Genomic DNA, 21,104 nt, shown 5'->3' with positions numbered 1-21,104 from the left:
AAAGAGGAGCGTAGGTCTTTAACACATTCCTTTTTTGAACGAAGATGACGGAGGGGGAGACCCTTCCGTTATCTTTTTCCTTTTTTCCTACGTGTTATCTGAAAATGCGTTTGATAATTGAAGGGAATTCGCTTTTTTTTTCGAAAAAACGATACGAATAGTTGTTTAATTGAATTCCTTCGGGGTAAAATAAGAAAGATGGTTTTTTGAGAGGGTGATGATTTGCTAAACTTTTTTTTAGATCGTAGCAAAAAAAATGGTGTCTACGAACGTACAGCCATCGGGAAATTAGCAGGTAGCCTCGGGTTGCTTTCCAACCTACTATTATTTGCTGGGAAATTTATCATTGGCTTATCTGCCCAGTCTGTTTCGATTATGGCAGATGCCATCAACAGTCTTTCAGATACCGCTTCGTCTATTTTAACATTGATCGGTTTTCAGATCTCTGCGAAACCAGCCGACAGTGAACATCCATATGGTCATGAGCGATTTGAAGCCATCAGTGGGTTTGTAGTATCTTTGATCATCACGTTTGTTGGCGGCCAATTTCTCATCAGCTCTGTGCAACGCATCATGGAACCGACGAGTATCCGTTTTTCCCCACTATTGTTTATCGTTTTGGTCTTATCGATTTTGATCAAAATCTGGCAGGGAGCGATGTACCGCAAGCTGGCGAACCTGATCGGCTCTCAAACACTTAAAGCCAGCGGACAAGACAGTCTCAACGATGTGTATACAACGGGGGCAGTTTTGTTTTCAGCGACGATCGAGTGGCTGACTGGCCTACGTATCGATGGCTTTGTCGGCTGTCTGATTGCCTTGTATATTTTGATTAGCGGAATCAAAATGATTCGTTCCTTTATCAACGAATTATTAGGGGCACGCCCAACCCAAGAAGAAGTAGCTGCCATGGAGCAACGCTTGGATCACTATCCGACGATTCTCGGTTACCATGATTTACTGGTTCATAATTATGGACCGAAAAATCGCTTTGCCAGTGTGCATATCGAAGTGGATGAAACGTGGTCTTTACGAGAAGCGCATGAGGTGATTGATGCGATTGAACAAGATTTTCGCCAATCTTTAAAGGTCGACCTGGTCTGTCATCTTGATCCAGTACCAATTCAAGATCAGCAGTATCGGCATTTAAAAAAAGAAGTGTCAAAGATCATTCGCTTCGTTGACCCACAGTTACGGATGCATGATTTTCAGGTCAAAGGAGATCTGTTGGCTTTTGATTTAGTGATTCCCGCAAAATCGGCGTATAGTGATCAAGAAATCGAAGAAATGCTGAAACAAAAAATCAAAGAAACACTAGGGGACTATGAATTGAAGCTTGCTTTCGATCACAGTTACCTATTATAGGGTTACAGGATATAGGAGGAAACTATGATAAAAATGGATATGAGCATGATTTCCACAGTATTATTGGCACTTTTGTTTATTAATACGATCGCTGCCTTTATTACTGTTTTTCGGAAACCACGCTCGATTGCAAGTGTCTTTGCTTGGATGATGACGTTGGTATTCATCCCCGGCATCGGGTTCTTGTTGTACTTGTTTTGTGGTCGGGGGATCGACGGAGAAATTATTTATAAATTTAGTGAGCACCACCAAAGTAGGATCAATGAGTTGAATCAAATCATCAAAGTGCACAATTATTCTTTTCCTGAACATCCTTACTCAGATGACAATCATCTATTAGAGCGCTATTTTAAGAACCTTGATGAATCGCCCTTGACGAAAGGAAACAAAGTAGAATTTTATACAGATGGAAAAGAAAAATTTGCAGCATTGTTTGAGGACATGAAGCAAGCAGAAGATAATCTGCATGTGGAGTATTATTCGTTTTTTAATGATGAGATCGGTGGCCAATTCTTGTCAATCTTGATCGATAAAGCCCGTGAAGGTGTTGAAGTGCGTTTGGTCTATGATCCATGGGGGTCACCGAAGGCCAATCGGAAATTCTTTCAACCGTTGATTGATGCCGGTGGAAAAGTCGTGCCTTTCATCACTTCGAAGAACCTAATCCGCAACACACGATTGAACTACCATCTACATCGAAAAATCGTTGTGATCGACGGTCAAATCGGATGGACTGGCGGCTTTAATGTCGGCGATCAGTATTTAGGGAAAAAGGCCAAATTTGGCTATTGGCGAGACACCCATGCGAGAATCGTAGGTACTGCCAGTTTTACACTACAAGAGATTTTTATTCGTGACTGGAACGCATCTGTAAAAAGAGAAGAGGATCAGCTGGAATACGAGGATCGCTACTTTATTCTACCGCCGAAAGAGCGATCTGGAAATGTTGATTTGCAGATCGTCGCTGATGGGCCGGAAAGTGAGACCCAAATTCTCAAAGGCGGTTTTGTAAAAATGATTTTGGCTGCCAAAGAATCGATTTGGATCCAAACGCCTTATTTGATTCCCGATGACAGTATGATGAATGCATTAGAAATTGCGATTCACTCAGGTGTAGACGTCCGAATCATGATTCCATGTATGCCGGATCACCCATTTATTTACCGGGCAACGCAGCATTATGCCAATTACTTGCATCGTCGTGGTGCAAAAATCTACATCTATAACAACGGTTTCCTCCATGCGAAGACGGTCATGATGGATGATACCATTAGTTCCTTTGGGACGACGAATCAAGACATTCGGAGTTATGCCTTGAATTTTGAAGTCAATGCCTTCGCCTACGATCACGATGTCACGCAAACGTTGAAAGGCTTCTTTGAAGAGGATATGGCACAATCAACATTACTGACGGATGAAATTTTGGCGAAGCAATCTTACTGGTTGCGCTTCAAACAAAACTTCTCTCGGTTATTGTCTCCGATCCTTTAATTTCATCGCTTTTGCTAATCCTTGGCGTGCCAAATGGTCGGCACCTTTGTTTTGACTCTCAGGGACCCATTGGATGATTGCTAAAGCGAACTGTTTCAACAAGTATTGAATTTCTGTTAAATAATCAGAAAAAGCAGGGTTTTTGGTATAATTCTTGTCGATGGTCTGCGAAACGACTTTGCTGTCGGTATAGAGCATAATTGTTTGTTCCTGTAAACCTTTGTCAATCAGCAGCTGCAACGCGTTGACCATCACAGCGAACTCTGCTTGGTGGTTGGTTGAATCAGGTAGCGGAAACGCAATTTGTTCATGCAGATCAGTACCGACAATGACGATTCCACCGCCACTAGGGCCGGGGTTGCCTTTCGTGGAAGCATCAAGATAAACTTTTAACATTGTCTCACCCTTTTTTGATATGATAAAGATAGTATACTAGAAATTTTATGTTGTGAGGAACTTTTATGAAGCGTAAATTGTATTGGCAACCGGAAGCTGCTACAGCGATCATTTATTGGTCGTTTACTATGATGATATTATTTATCAGTTTGATTCTTTCGTTAGAAAATACCAGACCTTATTGGAAAAGCAACCTCGTATTAGCCGTCTTTTTCTTTTTTGTATGGTTAGGGATTCACCGAAGCATGCTCATCAGAAATGATTTGCTCCTGATTCGCTATGCGCGCTTATGGAAGAAAAGCCTTATTTCTTTACCTGAGATAGAAAAATGGCAAATTATAAACCGTTTAATAAGCATTACCGATCATCAAAAAACATATACCTTCACGTTGCGTAAAAAAGATGTGGCATGGTTAGAAACTTTTTTTCAAGAAAAAATCCCTGAAAAAAGGGTGCAGGTCGAAACCAACGAGTAATTCATAGGAATCTAGAAAGCAGCGATCACTCCTTTTGGCGTTACAGCCTTAGGAGGGACGTTGTTTTTTGTTTACATTAAGGATTCGTGAAACTTCTTGTAAAAGTGTGAAAAATCTCTCTTTCTTTCTGAATAAAATCAAGTATAATAAGAGCATAGCAAACAAAATACATTTTAAAGTGCTAAATAGTTCGTGAATTGAGGGTAAAAATGAAATCAGATATCGAAATTGCACAAGAATCAATGCCTAAACCGATTATTGAAATTGCTGAACCACTTGGTTTAACAGGCGATGACCTGGAACTTTATGGCAAGTATAAAGCAAAAATCGAATGGTCGGCAATCAACGAAAAAGCAAACAATCCGCTGGGTAAACTCATTTTAGTCACAGCGATCAGTCCGACACCCGCTGGAGAAGGCAAGTCAACCGTGACCATTGGACTTGCAGATGCGTTAAATCAAATCGGCAAGCAAACCGTCATCGCCTTACGTGAGCCATCTTTAGGACCAGTAATGGGCATCAAAGGCGGCGCCACCGGCGGCGGCAAAGCACAAGTGTTGCCGATGGAGGATATCAACTTACACTTCACTGGCGATATACATGCGATCACAGCAGCAAACAATGCCTTGTCTGCATTGATCGACAATCATATCCAGCAAGGCAATGAGTTGGGGATCGACGGACGTCGGGTCACATGGAAACGGGTTGTCGATTTGAATGATCGAGCGTTACGACAAGTGATCGTCGGTCTAGGGGGACCGTTACAAGGCGTTCCCCGAGAAGACGGTTTTGACATCACCGTTGCTAGTGAAATCATGGCGATTTTGTGCTTGGCAACAAGCATTCATAATTTAAAAGAGCGATTAGGAAAGATTTTAATTGGTTATTCTTTTGAGAAACAACCGATTTACGTAAAAGATCTGGCGGTCCAAGGTGCTTTAGCCTTACTTTTAAAAGATGCCCTCAAACCGAATCTCGTTCAAACGATTGAAGGAACCCCTGCGCTGATCCATGGCGGACCTTTTGCAAATATCGCTCATGGGTGTAATAGTGTCATCGCAACCGAGACGGCTTTGCACTTAGGCGAATACACGGTGACCGAAGCTGGGTTTGGTGCTGACTTAGGGGCAGAGAAATTTCTTGATATCAAAACACCGAACTTATCAAAGGCACCAGATGCGATCGTAGTAGTAGCGACGATCAGAGCACTGAAGATGCATGGTGGGGTCGCTGTGGCTGATTTAGGGACAGAAAACTTAAAAGCATTAGAGTTAGGCTTCAGTAATTTAAAGCGACATGTTGAAAACATGCGTAAATACGGGATTCCAGTTGTCGTTGCGCTTAATGAGTTCTCACAAGACACCGAAGCGGAGCGAACATTAGTCGAAACCATGTGCCAGAAAATCGACGTCACCATCGCACGGACAGCCGTTTGGGCAGACGGTGGTGCAGGTGGAACGGATTTAGCAAAAGCAGTGGTTCAAGTAATCGAGGAAAAACCTGCCAACTATCAACGCTTGTATACCGACGATTTGCCTTTAGCGGATAAAGCTTCTTTGATCGTGCGGGAAATCTATGGCGGGGCAGAGGTTGAGTTTGCGCCGAAAGCCAAGGCACAGTTGCAAAGCTTCAAAGAACAAGGCTGGGATCAGCTGCCGATCTGTATGGCAAAAACCCAGTATTCCTTTAGTGATGATCCAAAGCGATTGGGCGCACCAGATGACTTTACAGTAATGATTCGCGAATTCGTGCCAAAATTAGGGGCTGGCTTTATCGTAGCCTTGACTGGTGCCGTGATGACGATGCCAGGATTACCGAAGAAACCTGCCGCCATCAATATGGACGTGACTTCTGATGGCCAAGCGATCGGTCTTTTTTAAAAGAGCTATCACAAACAAAGAAGGCATTCGCGGCATTTGAAACGGAAAAACGGAAAGAGATGACTTGAAAGGACGGGTGCAAGCGGCATTCGTCTTTTTCTCGTTCATTAGACGTGATGGAAGATAAAAGTAGGGATTCTTGTTATAATAATCAAGGAAGCAAGCAAAAGTCTATTTTCTTTCTTTTGATAATCAAGTATACTTAACCAATTGAGGTGATCTTTGTCAATGGAGCTACAACTAACTAGGAGGACTGGTTTTTATGGAATGGGCAGTCCCTTGGAGGTCATGCAAGGAAAAAAAAGAATCGCTGCCATCAATCATCAGCAAACGATTTTTTTGGCGCTGGCTGAGCAGACGCCGATTCGTGTGCGCATGTTTTTTTTAGAAAGTCAGCCTTTTCATTTACCAAAAGACCAATCAGCGCTCAAGCTGGAGGTCGTGATGAATCCTGCGCTTAAAAGAATATATATCGGCTTTTATTTAAGCCTTTTTCTCATGATGGGGGTATTGGGCTTATTATCCATCTCCCTTTACTCGTTGCTTTTTGTCGGTGTGTATTTAGTGGCATATTTTGTCTTTGTTTTGATTTATTTAAAAAAAGCGTATCTTATCAAGGAGGTTCCTCATGGCTAGTGGTGCAGATCAATTTTTGAGCAGTTTTAATCGAATCGAAAAGCGGCTTCGTGACGAATTGGATAATCCGCGGAATATGGGTTTTTCTGAAATGGTTCGTCGCTTGTCAAAAAGCAAAAATATCAATGTCAGAAGAGCAGAAGATGATCTATTACAAATGGCTCAGCTGCGCAATGCCATCGTACATGAAAAAATCGGAGAAAACTTTGTCATTGCAGAACCGAATGAATGGGTTGTCAATCGCATCCAAGAAATTGAACGCTCCTTACTGGCACCTGAAAAAGTCATGCCGCGTTTTGCGAAACGAGTGACTGGTTTTGAAAAGCACCTGCCATTACCAGAGTTATTGAAAATCGTTGCCCAAAAGCGCTATTCACAATTTCCGATCTATGATAATGGTCGATTTTTGGGATTGATCACCTTGCGGATGCTGGGATACTGGTTAGCGAAAGAAAGCCTCCATGGTGAAATCAAGTTGGCAGGCAGAACGGCAGATGAATTATTAGCAGGAGATGGGAAACGATCGAATTATTGTTTCGTGTCGGCTGAAACGACCATCGTAGAAGTGGAAGAATTGTTTCAAAAAAATGCCCTGCTTGAGGCGGTTTTGATCACCAAGGATAAAAATCCGAATGGAAATCTCTTGGGCATCATCCGTCCGCGAGATATTTTTAAAGAAGAAAGAGTGGAAAATTTATGATCGCGTTGTTTTTTTTGTTAAGTGCTGTTGTCATTGGCTTGGATCAATGGCTGAAAATTTGGATCGTTGCCAATTATCAACTGGGTGAAACACATTCTCTGATCGACAATGTGTTGTCCCTGACCTATCTTCAGAATACGGGCGCAGCTTGGAGTATTCTAGAAGGAAAAATCACCTTTTTTGCGATCATCACCGTTATCGCGGTTGCTGTTGTTGTTTACCTATTGTTTCGCTACCAAAAAAGCAGTCTATGGTTTCGTTTCGGACTGGCGTTTGTTCTAGGTGGGGCGATCGGTAATTTTATCGATCGGTTGCAGCATGGCTTTGTGGTCGATATGTTCCAGCTTGATTTTATCAATTTCCCAATTTTCAATATCGCTGATATGTCATTAGTGTTCGGGGTGATCTTGATTTTTATTTATGCACTGGTAGATGACGAAGCAAAAGGGAAACAAGGAGAATCAAATGGAAAAGCAAATTGAAGTAATCATTAAAGAAGAAAAAGGGCGGGTCGACAAAGTGTTGGCTGAACGCTTGCCAAATCATAGTCGGTCACAAATCCAGCAGTGGCTAAAAGAAGATGCGGTCACATTGAAGGGCGAAACGGTTCGGGCAAATTATAAGGTAAAAGCAGGTGATCACTTGATCATCCAAGTACCAGAACCTGAAGTTGTAGACTTACAACCAGAAAATATTCCTTTGACGATCGTCTATCAAGATGCTGATGTGGCAGTCATCAACAAGCCGCAAGGGATGGTGGTTCATCCATCCGCTGGGCATCCCAATGGCACCTTGGTCAATGCGTTATTGTACCATATGGATGATTTATCCACGATCAATGATGTTGTTCGGCCAGGAATCGTTCATCGAATCGACAAAGATACGTCGGGTCTGTTAATGATCGCCAAAAATGATCAGGCACATGAGTCGTTAGCGAAACAATTGAAAGACAAAACATCGTTACGCAAGTACGTAGCATTGGTCCATGGCAATATCAGCCACGAAAAAGGCACCATCAATGCACCGATCGGCCGCTCGAAAGTTAATCGGAAAATGCAAGCCGTGATCGAGAATGGCAAACCCGCAGTGACTCATTTCACCGTGTTGGAACGCTTTGATCAATTTACCTTGGTGGAATTGCAATTGGAAACTGGAAGAACCCATCAAATAAGAGTCCACATGCAGTACATCGGTTTTCCGCTAGCTGGCGATCCGCTATATGGACCTAAGCGCACGCTAAAAGGCAATGGGCAGTTTTTACATGCCAAGCTTCTAGGCTTCACCCACCCAACAACAGGCGAGTCGCTGGTCTTTGAAGCGCCATTACCAGAGCTGTTCGCGGACACGTTAAAAAAATTGCGAAAAAATGATTGATTTTTTTGTGTGAGAACTGTATAGTAATTGTAACAACTAAATAGCTCCTTTAAATGTAGTCCCGTGAGGCTAAGAAGGAATGAGTAAGCAGACGACTCCCGCGTTGGAGATTCGAACCCTTACTAGATGATAACGTGTACCCAAAATCCACAGAATGGGATTTTAGGCAACGATCGGAAAACATGACTCCTACCTCAAGCAGGTAGGAGTTTTTTTATGTTCAAAATTAGGAGGGAATAACATATGGCAGCGAAAGAAGTAGTAGATGCAGTAACAATGAAACGAGCGTTAACGCGGATCACCTATGAAATTATTGAAAGAAATCGAGGCATTGATAACTTGGTGCTGGTAGGGATCAAAACCCGCGGCATCTATATCGCGCAACGAATAGCAGAACGTTTAAAACAACTAGAAGGCGTAGAAGTACCTGTCGGTGAATTGGACATCACCTTGTACCGAGATGACAAAAAGACAGAAGATGATCCAGAGATCCATTCATCAGACATCCCGACTGCCATTGATGGCAAAGAAGTCATCTTGATCGATGATGTCTTGTTTACAGGACGGACGATTCGGGCAGCTTTGGATGCCATCATGGATATTGGTCGACCAAAAAGAATCTCACTCGCCGTTTTAGTTGACCGCGGTCATCGTGAATTGCCGATTCGGGCAGATTTTGTTGGAAAAAATATTCCAACTGCTTTAAGTGAAGAAATTATCGTGGAGATGGAAGAATCCGATGGTTCTGACCGGATCATGATCAATAAAGAAAACGACTAGGAAGAAGAGTGACAGCAACATGCAGAAGCAAGAATTTCGTAATCCAGACGCAGTTTTAGACATCAAAGATCGGCCCAAAGCACTGCCTTGGTTAGGCCTAAGCTTACAACATCTTTTCACGATGTTTGGGGCAACCGTTTTAGTTCCGATCCTCGTTGGGATCAACCCCAGCATCGCTCTAGTTAGTTCAGGTATTGGAACATTGGTTTACTTGGTTACGACGAAAGGGAAGATTCCAGCGTATCTAGGCAGCAGCTTTGCGTTTATCGCAGCGATGCAGATGCTGATGAAATCTGACGGCTACCCAGCTATCGCACAAGGCGCCATCACGACTGGGTTGGTCTACGTGATCGTTTCGATGATCATTAAACGTGCGGGTGCTGCTTGGTTGGATAAGATCTTACCACCGATCATTGTCGGTCCTGTGATTATGGTGATTGGATTAGGGTTAGCCGCTAACGCAGCTCAGAATGCGATGTACAATGACTCAGTCTACGATTTCAAGTACATTCTGGTAGCCTTGGCTACCTTAGGATTAACGATTTTCTTCAATATGTTTCTGCGAGGGTTCTTAGGACTGATTCCGATCCTTCTGGGGATCGTGGGCGGATACTTGATCGCCTTAGCAGCGGGAATCGTCGATGTACAGCCCATCATTGACGCCAACTGGTTTGGCATGCCGAGCTTCGAGATTCCCTTCATTAACTATGAACCAAAACTGTATCTGAATGCAATCACAACGATGGCGCCGATCGCTTTTGTTACCATGACCGAACATATCGGTCATCTGATGGTCTTGAACAAATTAACGAAGCGGAACTTTTTTGAAGAGCCAGGCTTGAACCGAACACTATTGGGAGATGGGTTTGCTCAAATTGCAGCCGGTCTCGTTGGGGGCCCCCCAGTGACAAGTTACGGAGAAAACATTGGGGTTTTAGCAATTACACGCGTCCACAGTGTGTTCGTTATCGGTGGTGCAGCAGTTCTAGCCATCGTACTAGGCTTCGTTGGAAAACTAAGCGCATTGATCTTAAGTATTCCTGGTCCAGTCATCTCAGGGATCAGCTTCCTGCTCTTTGGCGTCATCGCTGCCAGCGGGTTGAAAATTTTGATCGACAACAAAATCGATTTTGATCGTAAGAAGAATTTGATCATTGCGTCAGTGATCCTTGTGGTAGGAATCGGCGGTCTTGTCTTCACGGTCGGTACCTTCACATTATCCGCAATGGCGTTAGCAACTGTCCTAGGGATCTTCTTGAATCTTATTTTACCTGACAGCTCTCGCAGCGAAGAAAAATAACTTGTGCCAACTCATCGTTTAAACAGAATCAAAGGAGGAATTCATTCATGATTATTCAATCCGAAAGAATCAGCTTAAAGCATCTTTTGACGGTAGAAGCATTGACGGACCGTGAAGTGATGGGACTCATCCGCAGAGGACAAGAATTCAAAAGAGGGGCGAAATGGATGCCCCAAAAAGAACAATATTTCGCAACAAATCTCTTTTTTGAGAACAGTACCAGAACCCACAAAAGCTTCGATGTTGCTGAGAAAAAACTAGGGATCGAAGTCATCGAATTTGAAGCCTCCACCAGTTCTGTTCAAAAAGGCGAGACCTTGTATGACACGGTCTTGACGATGTCGGCTTTAGGTGTAGACGTTGCGGTCATTCGCCACGGCGATGAAAATTACTACGACGCTTTGATCCAAAGCAAAACGATCCAGTGCAGTATCATCAATGGCGGGGACGGCAGCGGCCAACACCCAACTCAATGCTTGCTAGATCTGATGACGATCTATGAAGAGTTTGGGCATTTTGACGACTTGAAAGTCGCAATCGTAGGTGACATCACCCACTCACGGGTCGCAAAATCAAACATGCAAATGTTGAAGCGTCTCGGAGCGAAAGTCTTCTTCTCAGGTCCAAAGGAATGGTATGACGAAGAATTTGAAGTATACGGTCATTGGCTACCATTAGACGAATTGGTCGCAGAAGTCGATGTTATGATGATGCTTCGTGTCCAGCACGAGCGCCATGATGGAACGGAAAGCTTTTCAAAAGAAGAATACTTAAAAAATCACGGGTTGACCGTCGAACGCGCCGCAAGAATGAAAGAGCATGCGATCATAATGCACCCAGCGCCGGTCAATCGCGATGTGGAATTGGCTGATGCCTTAGTTGAAAGCTTACGCTCACGAATCATCACACAGATGTCCAATGGCGTCTTTGTTCGAATGGCGATTCTTGAAGCGGTGTTGAACGGTAAGGCCTAACAGGCAAAAAGGAAAGAATTAGAGGAGGAAGTTTACATGAAAACACTCATTAAAAACGGTAAAATCATCAAAAAAGACAATCACTGTGTTCCTGCAGCAATTTGGATCGAAGAAGGAATCATTCGCGGGATCGGTACAGCATTTCCCGAAACAGATTTTGACGAAGTCATCGATGCCAAAGAGCAATTGATCACGCCAGGTTTAGTGGATGTTCATGTACACTTCAGAGAACCAGGCTTTGAATACAAAGAAACAATTGAAACGGGCAGCATGGCAGCAGCTCGCGGTGGGTTCACGACAGTTTGCGCAATGCCAAACCTTGACCCAGTTCCCGATACACCGGAAAAATTAGCAGCTGTTTACGAAAAAATCAACGCAGATGCGTCAATCAATGTCTTACAATACGCCCCGATCACCGAAAACTTGCGCAGCGAAACGTTGACGGATGCAGCTGGAATGAAAGCCGCGGGGGCATTTGCCTTAACAAATGACGGTGTCGGGGTTCAGACTGCTGGCACAATGTATTTGGCAATGAAGCAAGCCGCCGAAAATGACTTGGCCTTGGTTGCCCATACAGAAGATGATTCCTTACTCTTTGGCGGCGTGATGCATGCTGGTAAAAAAGCAGAAGAACTTGGACTACCGGGGATCTTGAGTGTAACGGAAGCTTCTCAAATCGCTCGTGATGTACTTTTGGCGGAAGCAACGGGTGCTCATTACCATGTCTGCCATGTCTCGACCAAAGAAAGTGTTCGAGTGATCCGAGATGCCAAAAAAGCTGGTATCCATGTGACAGCCGAAGTTTCTCCTCATCATTTACTTCTAATCGATGAAGATATTCCTGCCGATGAAGGCTTTTGGAAAATGAACCCACCGTTACGTGGGCAAGAAGACCGTGAAGCGTTGATCGAAGGTCTGCTGGATGGCACGATCGATTGTATCGCGACGGATCATGCCCCACATGGCTATGAAGAAAAAATGCAAAGCTTTTTAAAAGCACCATTTGGCATCGTCGGATCAGAATATGCCTTCCAATTGTTGTACACTCATTTTGTCAAAACAGGACGCTTTACCTTGCAACAACTAGTGGATTGGATGACCGTGAAACCAGCATCAATCTTTGGTCTAAGCGCCGGAACGATGATGGTCGGAGACAAAGCCGATCTCGCGATTTTTGACTTAGAATCAGCTTATAACGTGGATCCTAAGCAATTTCTATCAAAAGGAGTCAATACGCCTTTCGGTGGATGGACGTTATATGGGGATACAAGTTATACATTTGTAAATGGAAAATTAGTATGGCAAAAAGGTGGGCAATAATATGAAACGTTGGCTTATTTTAGAAGATGGAACATACTTTGAAGGCGAAGGCTTTGGTGCCAGTATCAATGTTTTTGGTGAGATTGTTTTTACCACCAGCATGACGGGCTATCAAGAAGCCATTACGGATCAAAGCTTTAACGGACAAATCATTACGTTTACGTATCCGATGGTTGGAAATTACGGCGTCAACCGAGACGACTACGAATCAATTTCACCGACTTGTAAAGGGGTCGTTGTGAAAGAACACGCGCGTCTAGCGAGCAATTGGCGGAAACAGCTGACGTTAGATGAATTTTTAAAACGCAAAAATATTCCAGGGATCGCAGGAATCGATACACGCGCGCTGACAAGAAAGATCCGTCAACATGGGACCATGAAAGCGAGTATCGTTGATGCAGGAGATGTCTTTGACCATGCCTTTGATCAATTAAAAGCGGCGGTTTTACCAACCAATCAAGTGGCACAAGTTTCTACCTCAAAACCTTATCCAAGTCCTGGAACGGGTCGCAATATCGTGGTCATCGACTTCGGCTTGAAGCACAGTATTTTACGGGAGTTGTCACGCCGCAACTGCAATTTAACGATTTTGCCATACAATACGACAGCGCAAGAAATTTTAGACCTCGCACCAGATGGTGTAATGCTGACAAATGGACCGGGTGATCCTAAAAGCTTGCCAGAAGCAATTAAAATGATACAAGGGATTCAAGGCAAGGTACCGATCTTCGGGATTTGTTTAGGCCATCAGCTCTTCTCATTAGCGAATGGGGCAGATACCTATAAAATGAAATTCGGTCACCGCGGATTAAACCATCCGGTAAGAGAGATCGCCACTGGTCGGATCGATTTTACCTCACAAAACCATGGCTTTGCTGTGGATGAAGCATCCATCGATCCAGAAAAACTAATGGTAACCCACGTCGAAGTGAACGATGGCACGATCGAAGGGGTTCGTCATCGCCGCTACCCAGCATTCAGTGTCCAATACCACCCAGATGCGGCACCGGGCCCGCATGATGCAGTCCACTTATTTGACGAATTTTTAGAGATGATCGATGCATGGAAGGAGCAGAACTAATATGCCAAAACGTACAGATATCAAGAAAATCATGGTTATCGGTTCTGGACCGATTATTATAGGACAAGCGGCAGAGTTTGATTATGCTGGTACACAAGCTTGTTTAGCATTACGAGAAGAAGGCTACGAAGTGGTGTTAGTCAATTCGAATCCCGCAACGATCATGACGGACAAAGAAATTGCTGACAAAGTCTACATTGAACCAATCACATTTGAGTTTGTCTCACGGATTTTACGTAAAGAACAACCTGATGCAATTTTACCGACATTAGGTGGACAAACGGGCTTGAACATGGCGATGGAATTAGCCAACTCAGGTATTTTGGATGAATTAGGAATTGAGTTGCTAGGAACCAAATTAGCAGCAATCGACCAGGCAGAAGACAGAGATCTATTCAAACAATTAATGGAAGAATTGGATCAACCGATCCCAGAATCCGAAATCGTGTCAACGGTGGAAGCAGCAGTTGATTTTGCGAAAAAAATCGGCTTTCCAATCATTGTTCGTCCAGCATTTACGCTAGGGGGAACGGGCGGCGGCATGTGTAACAATGAAGAAGAACTTCGCCAAATCGCTGAAAACGGCTTGAAGCTCTCGCCAGTGACCCAATGCTTGATTGAACGGAGTATTGCTGGATATAAAGAGATCGAATATGAAGTGATGCGAGATTCTGCTGACAACGCGATCGTCGTTTGTAATATGGAAAACTTCGATCCAGTCGGTATCCACACCGGCGATTCCATCGTCTTTGCGCCGAGCCAAACTTTGTCAGACCATGAATACCAAATGTTACGGGATGCCTCATTAAAAATCATCCGCGCGTTAAAAATCGAAGGTGGCTGTAACGTTCAATTGGCGCTTGATCCTCATAGCTTCAACTACTATGTCATTGAAGTAAATCCACGGGTCTCACGTTCCTCTGCGTTAGCAAGTAAAGCTACAGGGTACCCGATTGCCAAACTGGCAGCGAAAATTGCCGTCGGTTTAACATTGGATGAAATGAAAAATCCAGTCACAGAAACGACGTATGCAGAATTTGAACCCGCCCTTGACTATGTCGTCGCAAAAATTCCTCGCTGGCCGTTTGACAAGTTTGAAACTGGGGAACGTCGATTAGGAACACAAATGAAAGCGACTGGTGAAGTGATGGCGATCGGTCGTAATATTGAAGAGTCATTATTAAAAGCCGTTCGTTCATTGGAGATCGGCACACACCATATCGAAATGAAAGAATTAGAAGCTCTTTCTGACAATGATCTGATGGAAAAAGTCATCAAGGCGCAGGATGATCGCCTATTCTACGTCATGGAAGCCATCCGAAGAGGGTACACCATCGAAGATTTGAACGAAATGACGAAAATCGACTTGTTCTTCTTGGATAAGATGCTTCACATCTTTGAGATCGAACGAGCATTAGCAAACGAACCACAATCCCTTGATGTGTTGAAAAAAGCCAAGCAAAATGGCTTTACGGATAAAAAGATTGCTGAGCTGTGGGAAACCACGGAAGCTGAGATCCGTACGCTGCGTCATGAGCAAAAGATTTTGCCCGTCTACAAAATGGTAGATACATGTGCCGCCGAATTTGAATCTGCAACACCTTATTTCTACAGCACCTATGAGTTTGAGAATGAAAGCAAGCGCAGTGAAAAAGAATCTGTTCTTGTCCTAGGTTCTGGACCGATCCGAATCGGACAAGGGGTGGAGTTCGATTATGCGACAGTGCACTCGGTGAAAGCGATCCAAGCTGCTGGCTATGAAGCGATCATCATGAACAGTAATCCTGAAACGGTTTCGACTGACTTTTCTATCTCCGACAAGCTGTACTTTGAACCATTGACCTTAGAGGATGTCTTACACGTCATCGATTTGGAACAACCCATTGGGGTCATCGTCCAATTTGGCGGGCAAACGGCGATCAACTTAGCAGAGCCTTTAGTAAAAGCTGGGGTCAAAATCTTAGGCACCAGCATTGAAGATCTTGATCGTGCCGAAAATCGTGATCTCTTTGAGCAAGCATTACAAGCGCTAGATATTCCGCAACCACCAGGGGATACAGCGACGAACGAACAAGAAGCGATCGCCATCGCTCAAGAAATCGGCTATCCTGTTTTAGTCCGCCCAAGTTATGTCTTAGGGGGACGTGCGATGGAAATCGTGGAAAACCAAGCCGATTTAGAAGATTATATGCGTCATGCAGTGAAAGCATCACCAGAACATCCTGTCTTGGTCGATCGTTACTTGGTCGGTAAAGAATGTGAAGTCGATGCTATCTGTGACGGCAAAACTGTTTTGATTCCTGGAATCATGGAACATATCGAGCGTGCAGGGGTCCATTCAGGAGATTCAATGGCGGTCTATCCACCGCAAAATCTTTCGGATGAATTAATTGCAACGATCGAAGAATATACCAAACGCTTGGCATTAGGTTTAAATTGTATCGGTATGATGAATATCCAATTTGTCATCCATGAGAACAAAGTGTATGTCATTGAAGTAAACCCTCGTGCTAGCCGAACCGTACCATTTTTAAGCAAGGTAACAGAGATCCCAATGGCACAAATTGCCACGAAGGCGATTCTCGGAGATGAGATCACAGCGTTAGGTTATCAAGACGGACTTGCGCCAACACCAAATGAAGTACACATCAAAGCACCTGTCTTCTCCTTTACAAAACTTTTAAAAGTCGATACTTACTTAGGCCCTGAAATGAAATCAACGGGTGAAGTAATGGGATCAGACAAAGATTTGGCAAAAGCACTTTATAAAGCTTTTGAGGCATCAGGCCTGCATATTCCTGAATTTGGAAAAGCACTTTTCACCGTTGCAGACGAAAGCAAAGAAGAGGCCACAGCGCTGGCAGCGCGTTTCGTAGAGGTCGGCTTTACCTTATTGGCTACCAATGGAACCGCCGATTACTTTGAAGAAAAAGGACTACAAGTGACTCGGGTTGCCAAGATTTCCGAACAGCAAGCAGAAGAAACGGTTGTTGATTTGATCCGTAAAGGAACGACCCAAGTAGTAGTCAATACCATGGACAAAGATCGCCAAAATGCAACGGAAGACGGATTTATCATCCGCCGAGAAGCGGTGGAACATGGTGTACCGACCTTTACTTCTCTTGATACAGCGGATGCGATTCTAAAAGTGATGGAATCCCGCAGTTTTTCAACAAAAGCAATTTAACGCAGATAAAGGAGTTTTTTGATGAAGCAAGAAATCATGACCATCAGCAAACAGCGTCAACTGGCACCGCGGATTTTTGAAATGACATTGACGGGTGAATTAGTCAATGAGATGAGGACCCCAGGGCAATTTCTACACCTGCGGGTTCCTCAAAATGCCTTTCTTCTTCGCCGACCGATCAGTATCAATCATATTGATGCTGAGAAAAAAGAATGCCGAATCATTTATCGGGTCGAAGGAGATGGCACAAGAATTTTTTCAGAAATGACTGTTGGTGATCCAATCGATGTGATGGGGCCGTTAGGAAATGGGTTTCGCTATCATCATTTAAACCAGGGGGACACTGCATTTATCGTCGGTGGCGGTATCGGTGTACCGCCGCTCTATGAATTATCGAAACGCCTGACGCAACAAGGCGTCCACGTCATTCACTTTTTGGGCTTTGCCAGCAAAGACGTCATGTATTATGAAGAGGAATTTCGCGCACTGGGAGATACGAGGATCGCTACCGATGATGGCAGCGCGGGTTTACAAGGAAATGTTGGCAACCTGTTATTAGCTGCAGAGCAAACACCTGCGGCGGTCTTTGCTTGCGGAAATAACGGTCTTTTAAAAACCACCGCCCAGCTTTTCGAAGACCTTCCAGATGTTCAATTATCAATGGAGGCGCGAATGGCTTGCGGGATGGGTGCCTGTTATGCCTGTGTTTGCCATACGAAAGATGATGAACAAGGCACAAAAAGTGTCAAAGTTTGTGACGAAGGGCCTGTATTTCAGGCGAGAAAGGTGGTCATTTAATGTCGATCAATGTCGAGCTACCCGGATTGAGCCTGAAAAATCCGATCATGCCTGCCAGCGGCTGTTTTGGGTTTGGTGCAGAATATGATAAATATTATGACATCAGTCAATTAGGTGCGGTGATGATCAAAGCGACCACACCTGAACCGCGTTTCGGCAATCCGACCCCAAGGGTAGCAGAAACGCCTAGCGGTATGTTGAATGCCATCGGGTTGCAAAATCCTGGGTTAGAAGCGGTCATGAATCAAATTTTACCCGACTTAGCTCAAAAACACCCCGATTTGCCAATCATCGCGAATGTTGCTGGTTCGACCGTCGAAGATTATGTTCTTGTGTGTCAGGAAATCAGTCAGGCAGAAAATGTCAAAGCGATCGAATTGAATATCTCTTGCCCGAACGTCAAGCATGGCGGCATCACGTTCGGAACCGATCCTGCGGTTGCTGGTGCATTGACTGAAGCGGTCAAAAAAGTCTCGCAAGTGCCGATCTATGTCAAACTTTCGCCGAATGTGACGGATATCGTCCCAATTGCGCAAGCGATCGAAGCAGGCGGCGCCGACGGGTTTACGATGATCAATACACTTTTAGGCATGCGGATCGATCTAAAAACACGGAAACCAATTTTAGCTAACCAAACGGGGGGCTTGTCTGGTCCGTCAATCAAACCAGTGGCGATTCGCCTGATCAAACAAGTGGCGCAAGTTTCTCAATTACCAATTATTGGCATGGGGGGCGTGATGTCAGTGGATGATGTCCTTGAAATGTATCTGGCAGGTGCTAGTGCTGTTGCAGTCGGAACCGCAAACTTTACCGATCCTTACATTTGCCCAAAGTTGATTGAAGAATTGCCTATCCGAATGGCAGAATTAGGGATCCCTTCTTTGGAACAGCTGATAAAAGAAGTGAGAGAGGAGCACATGTGATGAGTGAACGGCCAATTATTGCCTTAGATTTTCCTAACAAACAGGCTATTGAAACTTTTTTAGCGCAATTTCCTATAGAGGAAAAGTTGTTTGTGAAAGTGGGAATGGAGATTTTCTACCAAGAAGGACCAGCGATCGTTACTTGGTTAAAAGACTGTGGCCATGATATCTTTTTAGATTTAAAACTACATGATATTCCCAATACAGTAGGACGAGCAATGGAACGCTTAGCTTCGTTAGGAGTTGCTTTGACGAATGTTCATGCAGCCGGCGGGATCGAAATGATGACTGCTGCAAAAATAGGCCTACAAAAAGGAACCCCCGCAGGACACAAAGTTCCTGATTTGATTGCAGTTACCCAATTGACCTCCACTAGTGAGGCACAAATGCATCATGATCAGCAGATCATGACGTCACTGCAAGAAAGTGTCATCCATTACGCCACTTGTGCCCAAAAAGCTGGGTTAGACGGTGTTGTTTGCTCCGCTCACGAAGCAAAGCAGATCAAACAAAGGACAACGGATGCCTTCATCCGCTTGACGCCTGGTATCCGACCAGCTGGCAGTGAAGTTGGTGATCAAAAACGGATCATGACACCTGCACAAGCTCGTAAAGCAGGGGCTACCATGATCGTTGTGGGACGTCCAATCACCCAATCTAAGGCACCGTATGAAAGTTATCTGCAAATAAAACAAGAATGGAAGGAAGATAGCCAATGAAAGAACAATCCAATCAAATTGCCAAAGATCTTTTAGACATCGAGGCGATTTTCTTACGACCGAATGAACCATTTACTTGGGCAAGCGGCATCAAAAGCCCTATTTACTGCGACAATCGAATCACTATGAGTTATCCACATGTACGTCGCGCCATTGCGAAAGGCTTAGCTGCAGTCATCAAAACGACTTACCCAGAAGCAGAAGTGATTGCAGGGACCGCAACAGCTGGGATTCCCCATGCTGCATGGGTCGCTGAATTGTTAGATTTGCCAATGGTTTATATTCGCAGCAAAGCAAAAGAACACGGTAAAGGCAATCAAATTGAAGGGCGTATTAAACCAAATCAAAAAATGGTCGTCATTGAAGATTTATTGTCAACAGGTGGCAGTGTCTTAGAAGCTTGTGAAGCAGCCAAAAGAGAAGGAGCCGATGTATTAGGCGTCGCTGCGATCTTTACTTACGAGCTGCCTCAAGTCCAAGAAAATTTTGATCAAGCAGGTTTATCCTATGTGACTTTGACAAACTATACAGCGTTGATTGAGTCGGCTTTAGAAACGGGTGCTATTCAAGAGTCTGATGTTGCCCTGTTACAAGAGTGGCGTAAAGATCCTGCTGCCTGGTTGAGTGAATAAGGAATTGAAATAAGAAACGGATATGTGAGGGAATGACCAAGCATATTCGTTTTATTTTTACCTATTTTCTGATAGCATTGGGAGAAAGTTTTTTGATAGGAAGGGCTATACCTTGCTGTCAACTTGAATTAGGAGGCTGTTTTTTTTGAAAAGAAATATGGACGTTCCCTGGAGTTATTCTGGAGACAATGGACCTGAACATTGGCACACTTTGTGCGACTGGTATGCACAAGGTGCCGAATTTCCTTACCAATCCCCAATCGCTTTAGTCCACGATGAGACCGAAGAACCCATCGATCAGGACTTGGCTTTTCACTATAAACGAGAGCGGTTCACGGAAAAAGAATTCAAAAATACGATTCACTTCGTTCCTTATAACAAAGAAAGCTATGTCACATTTAAAGGGATCAACTACTATTTGACGGATATTCATTTTCACATGCCGTCTGAACACATTATCGATGACGAGCAGCAAGAGTTAGAGTTTCACCTCGTTCATATGAATGAGGACGGAGAAAACTTGGTGGTGGGTATCTTATTCAAACTGACGGATAAACTCAACTGGATCTGCAATCAGCAAGACGACAGCATCTGGGACTTTGAGAACCATACCCAATGGTTTGATCCGAGCATGTTCTTGCCAGAGCGCACTCATCATTTTCATTATGTGGGTTCCTTGACGACCCCGCCAACGAAAGGGCCAATCAACTGGTTTGTCTTTGACTGGATTGGTGAGATGAGTCGTCGCTTCATTTTAGAATTCCGCGAAGAAGTATTAGAAAATAATAATCGCCCATTACAAGACCGCAAAGATCGGCCTATTTATTTCTATTGATTTATAAAAATGGTCCCTTTTGCGTAGTTTTTCTCGGACTTCTCTTCTGATTATCCTATAAAACCCGACGTAGTGGGAACCTTCTAACAATACAATCGTTTAAAAACGAACGAAAAAAAGACGAAAATCCTCGTCTTTTTTTATTTTCATAGCCATCGAGCACAAAGGCTATGCTAAACTAATCAATAAGCAGGTTTTAAGTATTCGTTTTATTGTGAAATAAAACACAATTAAATT

General features: G+C 43.9%; 20 protein-coding genes. 19 read left to right on the top strand and 1 reads right to left on the bottom strand.

Annotation, left to right across the window (positions count from 1 at the left end; translation table 11 throughout):
* The first annotated feature begins 222 nt into the window (after nt 1-222).
* Both IGJ44_RS08585 and cls read left to right on the top strand, forming a co-directional pair.
* Nucleotides 223-1,365, top strand: a complete 1,143-nt coding sequence (locus tag IGJ44_RS08585; protein WP_086295415.1) for a cation diffusion facilitator family transporter — start codon at nt 223-225, stop codon at nt 1,363-1,365.
* Between the two features lie 24 nt (nt 1,366-1,389).
* The gene (gene cls / locus IGJ44_RS08580) at nt 1,390-2,856 is read left to right on the top strand and encodes a cardiolipin synthase (protein WP_015509734.1); all 1,467 of its coding nucleotides are present in this window, start codon (nt 1,390-1,392) and stop codon (nt 2,854-2,856) included.
* On the opposite strand, the gene IGJ44_RS08575 is transcribed toward cls, so the two are convergent.
* Nucleotides 2,836-3,252 (bottom strand): ribonuclease HI family protein, encoded by a 417-nt coding sequence (locus IGJ44_RS08575; RefSeq protein WP_430605630.1) that lies wholly within the window; start codon nt 3,250-3,252, stop codon nt 2,836-2,838. The two genes, cls and IGJ44_RS08575, sit on opposite strands and share 21 nt — an antisense overlap.
* A gap of 65 nt (nt 3,253-3,317) precedes the next feature.
* On the opposite strand from IGJ44_RS08575, the gene IGJ44_RS08570 reads away from it, so the two are divergent.
* The 17 genes from IGJ44_RS08570 to IGJ44_RS08490 all read left to right on the top strand — a co-directional run bounded on the left by IGJ44_RS08570 (nt 3,318) and on the right by IGJ44_RS08490 (nt 20,867).
* Nucleotides 3,318-3,728 (top strand): EbsA family protein, encoded by a 411-nt coding sequence (locus IGJ44_RS08570; RefSeq protein WP_074535782.1) that lies wholly within the window; start codon nt 3,318-3,320, stop codon nt 3,726-3,728.
* A 209-nt stretch (nt 3,729-3,937) separates the two neighbouring features.
* A complete protein-coding gene (locus IGJ44_RS08565) occupies nt 3,938-5,608 on the top strand; it encodes a formate--tetrahydrofolate ligase (RefSeq protein ID WP_074535783.1) in 1,671 nt (556 codons plus the stop codon).
* 228 nt (nt 5,609-5,836) lie between these two features.
* A complete protein-coding gene (locus tag IGJ44_RS08560) occupies nt 5,837-6,244 on the top strand; it encodes a hypothetical protein (protein WP_074535785.1) in 408 nt (135 codons plus the stop codon).
* Complete coding sequence (locus IGJ44_RS08555; protein WP_005226123.1) at nt 6,237-6,944, top strand: CBS domain-containing protein; 708 nt, start codon at nt 6,237-6,239, stop codon at nt 6,942-6,944. Before IGJ44_RS08560 ends, IGJ44_RS08555 begins: the two co-directional genes overlap by 8 nt.
* A complete protein-coding gene (gene lspA, locus IGJ44_RS08550; protein ID WP_005226122.1) occupies nt 6,941-7,426 on the top strand; it encodes a signal peptidase II in 486 nt (161 codons plus the stop codon). The genes IGJ44_RS08555 and lspA overlap by 4 nt, the downstream gene beginning before the upstream one ends.
* Nucleotides 7,410-8,318 carry an RluA family pseudouridine synthase gene (locus tag IGJ44_RS08545; RefSeq protein WP_074535788.1) on the top strand — a complete coding sequence of 303 codons (909 nt, stop codon included), beginning with the start codon at nt 7,410-7,412 and terminating at the stop codon, nt 8,316-8,318. The genes lspA and IGJ44_RS08545 overlap by 17 nt, the downstream gene beginning before the upstream one ends.
* A 243-nt stretch (nt 8,319-8,561) precedes the next feature.
* Complete coding sequence (gene pyrR / locus IGJ44_RS08540; protein WP_005231374.1) at nt 8,562-9,098, top strand: bifunctional pyr operon transcriptional regulator/uracil phosphoribosyltransferase PyrR; 537 nt, start codon at nt 8,562-8,564, stop codon at nt 9,096-9,098.
* A 19-nt stretch (nt 9,099-9,117) separates the two neighbouring features.
* The gene (locus tag IGJ44_RS08535; protein WP_005235990.1) at nt 9,118-10,398 is read left to right on the top strand and encodes a solute carrier family 23 protein; all 1,281 of its coding nucleotides are present in this window, start codon (nt 9,118-9,120) and stop codon (nt 10,396-10,398) included.
* A 47-nt stretch (nt 10,399-10,445) separates the two neighbouring features.
* Nucleotides 10,446-11,372, top strand: a complete 927-nt coding sequence (locus IGJ44_RS08530) for an aspartate carbamoyltransferase catalytic subunit (protein WP_005235988.1) — start codon at nt 10,446-10,448, stop codon at nt 11,370-11,372.
* Between the two features lie 36 nt (nt 11,373-11,408).
* Nucleotides 11,409-12,692 (top strand): dihydroorotase, encoded by a 1,284-nt coding sequence (locus IGJ44_RS08525; RefSeq protein WP_074535789.1) that lies wholly within the window; start codon nt 11,409-11,411, stop codon nt 12,690-12,692.
* A gap of 1 nt (nt 12,693) precedes the next feature.
* Complete coding sequence (locus IGJ44_RS08520) at nt 12,694-13,773, top strand: carbamoyl phosphate synthase small subunit (protein ID WP_005235984.1); 1,080 nt, start codon at nt 12,694-12,696, stop codon at nt 13,771-13,773.
* A gap of 1 nt (nt 13,774) precedes the next feature.
* Nucleotides 13,775-16,960, top strand: coding sequence for a carbamoyl-phosphate synthase large subunit (gene carB, locus IGJ44_RS08515; protein WP_074535791.1), 3,186 nt, complete (start codon nt 13,775-13,777; stop codon nt 16,958-16,960).
* A gap of 21 nt (nt 16,961-16,981) precedes the next feature.
* Nucleotides 16,982-17,758 (top strand): dihydroorotate dehydrogenase electron transfer subunit, encoded by a 777-nt coding sequence (locus IGJ44_RS08510; protein ID WP_005226114.1) that lies wholly within the window; start codon nt 16,982-16,984, stop codon nt 17,756-17,758.
* Nucleotides 17,758-18,681 (top strand): dihydroorotate dehydrogenase, encoded by a 924-nt coding sequence (locus tag IGJ44_RS08505; protein WP_005226113.1) that lies wholly within the window; start codon nt 17,758-17,760, stop codon nt 18,679-18,681. The genes IGJ44_RS08510 and IGJ44_RS08505 overlap by 1 nt, the downstream gene beginning before the upstream one ends.
* Complete coding sequence (pyrF, locus tag IGJ44_RS08500; protein WP_074535792.1) at nt 18,681-19,400, top strand: orotidine-5'-phosphate decarboxylase; 720 nt, start codon at nt 18,681-18,683, stop codon at nt 19,398-19,400. Before IGJ44_RS08505 ends, pyrF begins: the two co-directional genes overlap by 1 nt.
* A complete protein-coding gene (pyrE, locus tag IGJ44_RS08495) occupies nt 19,397-20,032 on the top strand; it encodes an orotate phosphoribosyltransferase (RefSeq protein ID WP_074535794.1) in 636 nt (211 codons plus the stop codon). Before pyrF ends, pyrE begins: the two co-directional genes overlap by 4 nt.
* 157 nt (nt 20,033-20,189) lie before the next feature.
* Complete coding sequence (locus IGJ44_RS08490; RefSeq protein WP_074535795.1) at nt 20,190-20,867, top strand: carbonic anhydrase family protein; 678 nt, start codon at nt 20,190-20,192, stop codon at nt 20,865-20,867.
* Nucleotides 20,868-21,104 lie beyond the last annotated feature (237 nt).

This window comes from Enterococcus sp. DIV1368d (genome assembly GCF_050542975.1).
Classification (GTDB): Bacteria; Bacillota; Bacilli; order Lactobacillales; family Enterococcaceae; genus Enterococcus_D; species Enterococcus_D casseliflavus.
Note: the sequence above shows the minus strand (reverse complement) of the source record. Positions and strands in the feature narration are given on the sequence as shown.

What these genes read in the sequence shown, in the direction of transcription:
- cls (WP_015509734.1), top strand. Translation starts at nt 1,390, where the DNA reads ATGATAAAAATGGATATGAGCATGATTTCCACAGTATTATTGGCACTT.
- IGJ44_RS08575 (WP_430605630.1), bottom strand. Translation starts at nt 3,252, where the DNA reads ATGTTAAAAGTTTATCTTGATGCTTCCACGAAAGGCAACCCCGGCCCT.
- IGJ44_RS08570 (WP_074535782.1), top strand. Translation starts at nt 3,318, where the DNA reads ATGAAGCGTAAATTGTATTGGCAACCGGAAGCTGCTACAGCGATCATT.
- IGJ44_RS08565 (WP_074535783.1), top strand. Translation starts at nt 3,938, where the DNA reads ATGAAATCAGATATCGAAATTGCACAAGAATCAATGCCTAAACCGATT.
- IGJ44_RS08560 (WP_074535785.1), top strand. Translation starts at nt 5,837, where the DNA reads ATGGAGCTACAACTAACTAGGAGGACTGGTTTTTATGGAATGGGCAGT.
- IGJ44_RS08555 (WP_005226123.1), top strand. Translation starts at nt 6,237, where the DNA reads ATGGCTAGTGGTGCAGATCAATTTTTGAGCAGTTTTAATCGAATCGAA.
- lspA (WP_005226122.1), top strand. Translation starts at nt 6,941, where the DNA reads ATGATCGCGTTGTTTTTTTTGTTAAGTGCTGTTGTCATTGGCTTGGAT.
- IGJ44_RS08545 (WP_074535788.1), top strand. Translation starts at nt 7,410, where the DNA reads ATGGAAAAGCAAATTGAAGTAATCATTAAAGAAGAAAAAGGGCGGGTC.
- pyrR (WP_005231374.1), top strand. Translation starts at nt 8,562, where the DNA reads ATGGCAGCGAAAGAAGTAGTAGATGCAGTAACAATGAAACGAGCGTTA.
- IGJ44_RS08535 (WP_005235990.1), top strand. Translation starts at nt 9,118, where the DNA reads ATGCAGAAGCAAGAATTTCGTAATCCAGACGCAGTTTTAGACATCAAA.
- IGJ44_RS08530 (WP_005235988.1), top strand. Translation starts at nt 10,446, where the DNA reads ATGATTATTCAATCCGAAAGAATCAGCTTAAAGCATCTTTTGACGGTA.
- IGJ44_RS08525 (WP_074535789.1), top strand. Translation starts at nt 11,409, where the DNA reads ATGAAAACACTCATTAAAAACGGTAAAATCATCAAAAAAGACAATCAC.
- IGJ44_RS08520 (WP_005235984.1), top strand. Translation starts at nt 12,694, where the DNA reads ATGAAACGTTGGCTTATTTTAGAAGATGGAACATACTTTGAAGGCGAA.
- carB (WP_074535791.1), top strand. Translation starts at nt 13,775, where the DNA reads ATGCCAAAACGTACAGATATCAAGAAAATCATGGTTATCGGTTCTGGA.
- IGJ44_RS08510 (WP_005226114.1), top strand. Translation starts at nt 16,982, where the DNA reads ATGAAGCAAGAAATCATGACCATCAGCAAACAGCGTCAACTGGCACCG.
- IGJ44_RS08505 (WP_005226113.1), top strand. Translation starts at nt 17,758, where the DNA reads ATGTCGATCAATGTCGAGCTACCCGGATTGAGCCTGAAAAATCCGATC.
- pyrF (WP_074535792.1), top strand. Translation starts at nt 18,681, where the DNA reads ATGAGTGAACGGCCAATTATTGCCTTAGATTTTCCTAACAAACAGGCT.
- pyrE (WP_074535794.1), top strand. Translation starts at nt 19,397, where the DNA reads ATGAAAGAACAATCCAATCAAATTGCCAAAGATCTTTTAGACATCGAG.
- IGJ44_RS08490 (WP_074535795.1), top strand. Translation starts at nt 20,190, where the DNA reads ATGGACGTTCCCTGGAGTTATTCTGGAGACAATGGACCTGAACATTGG.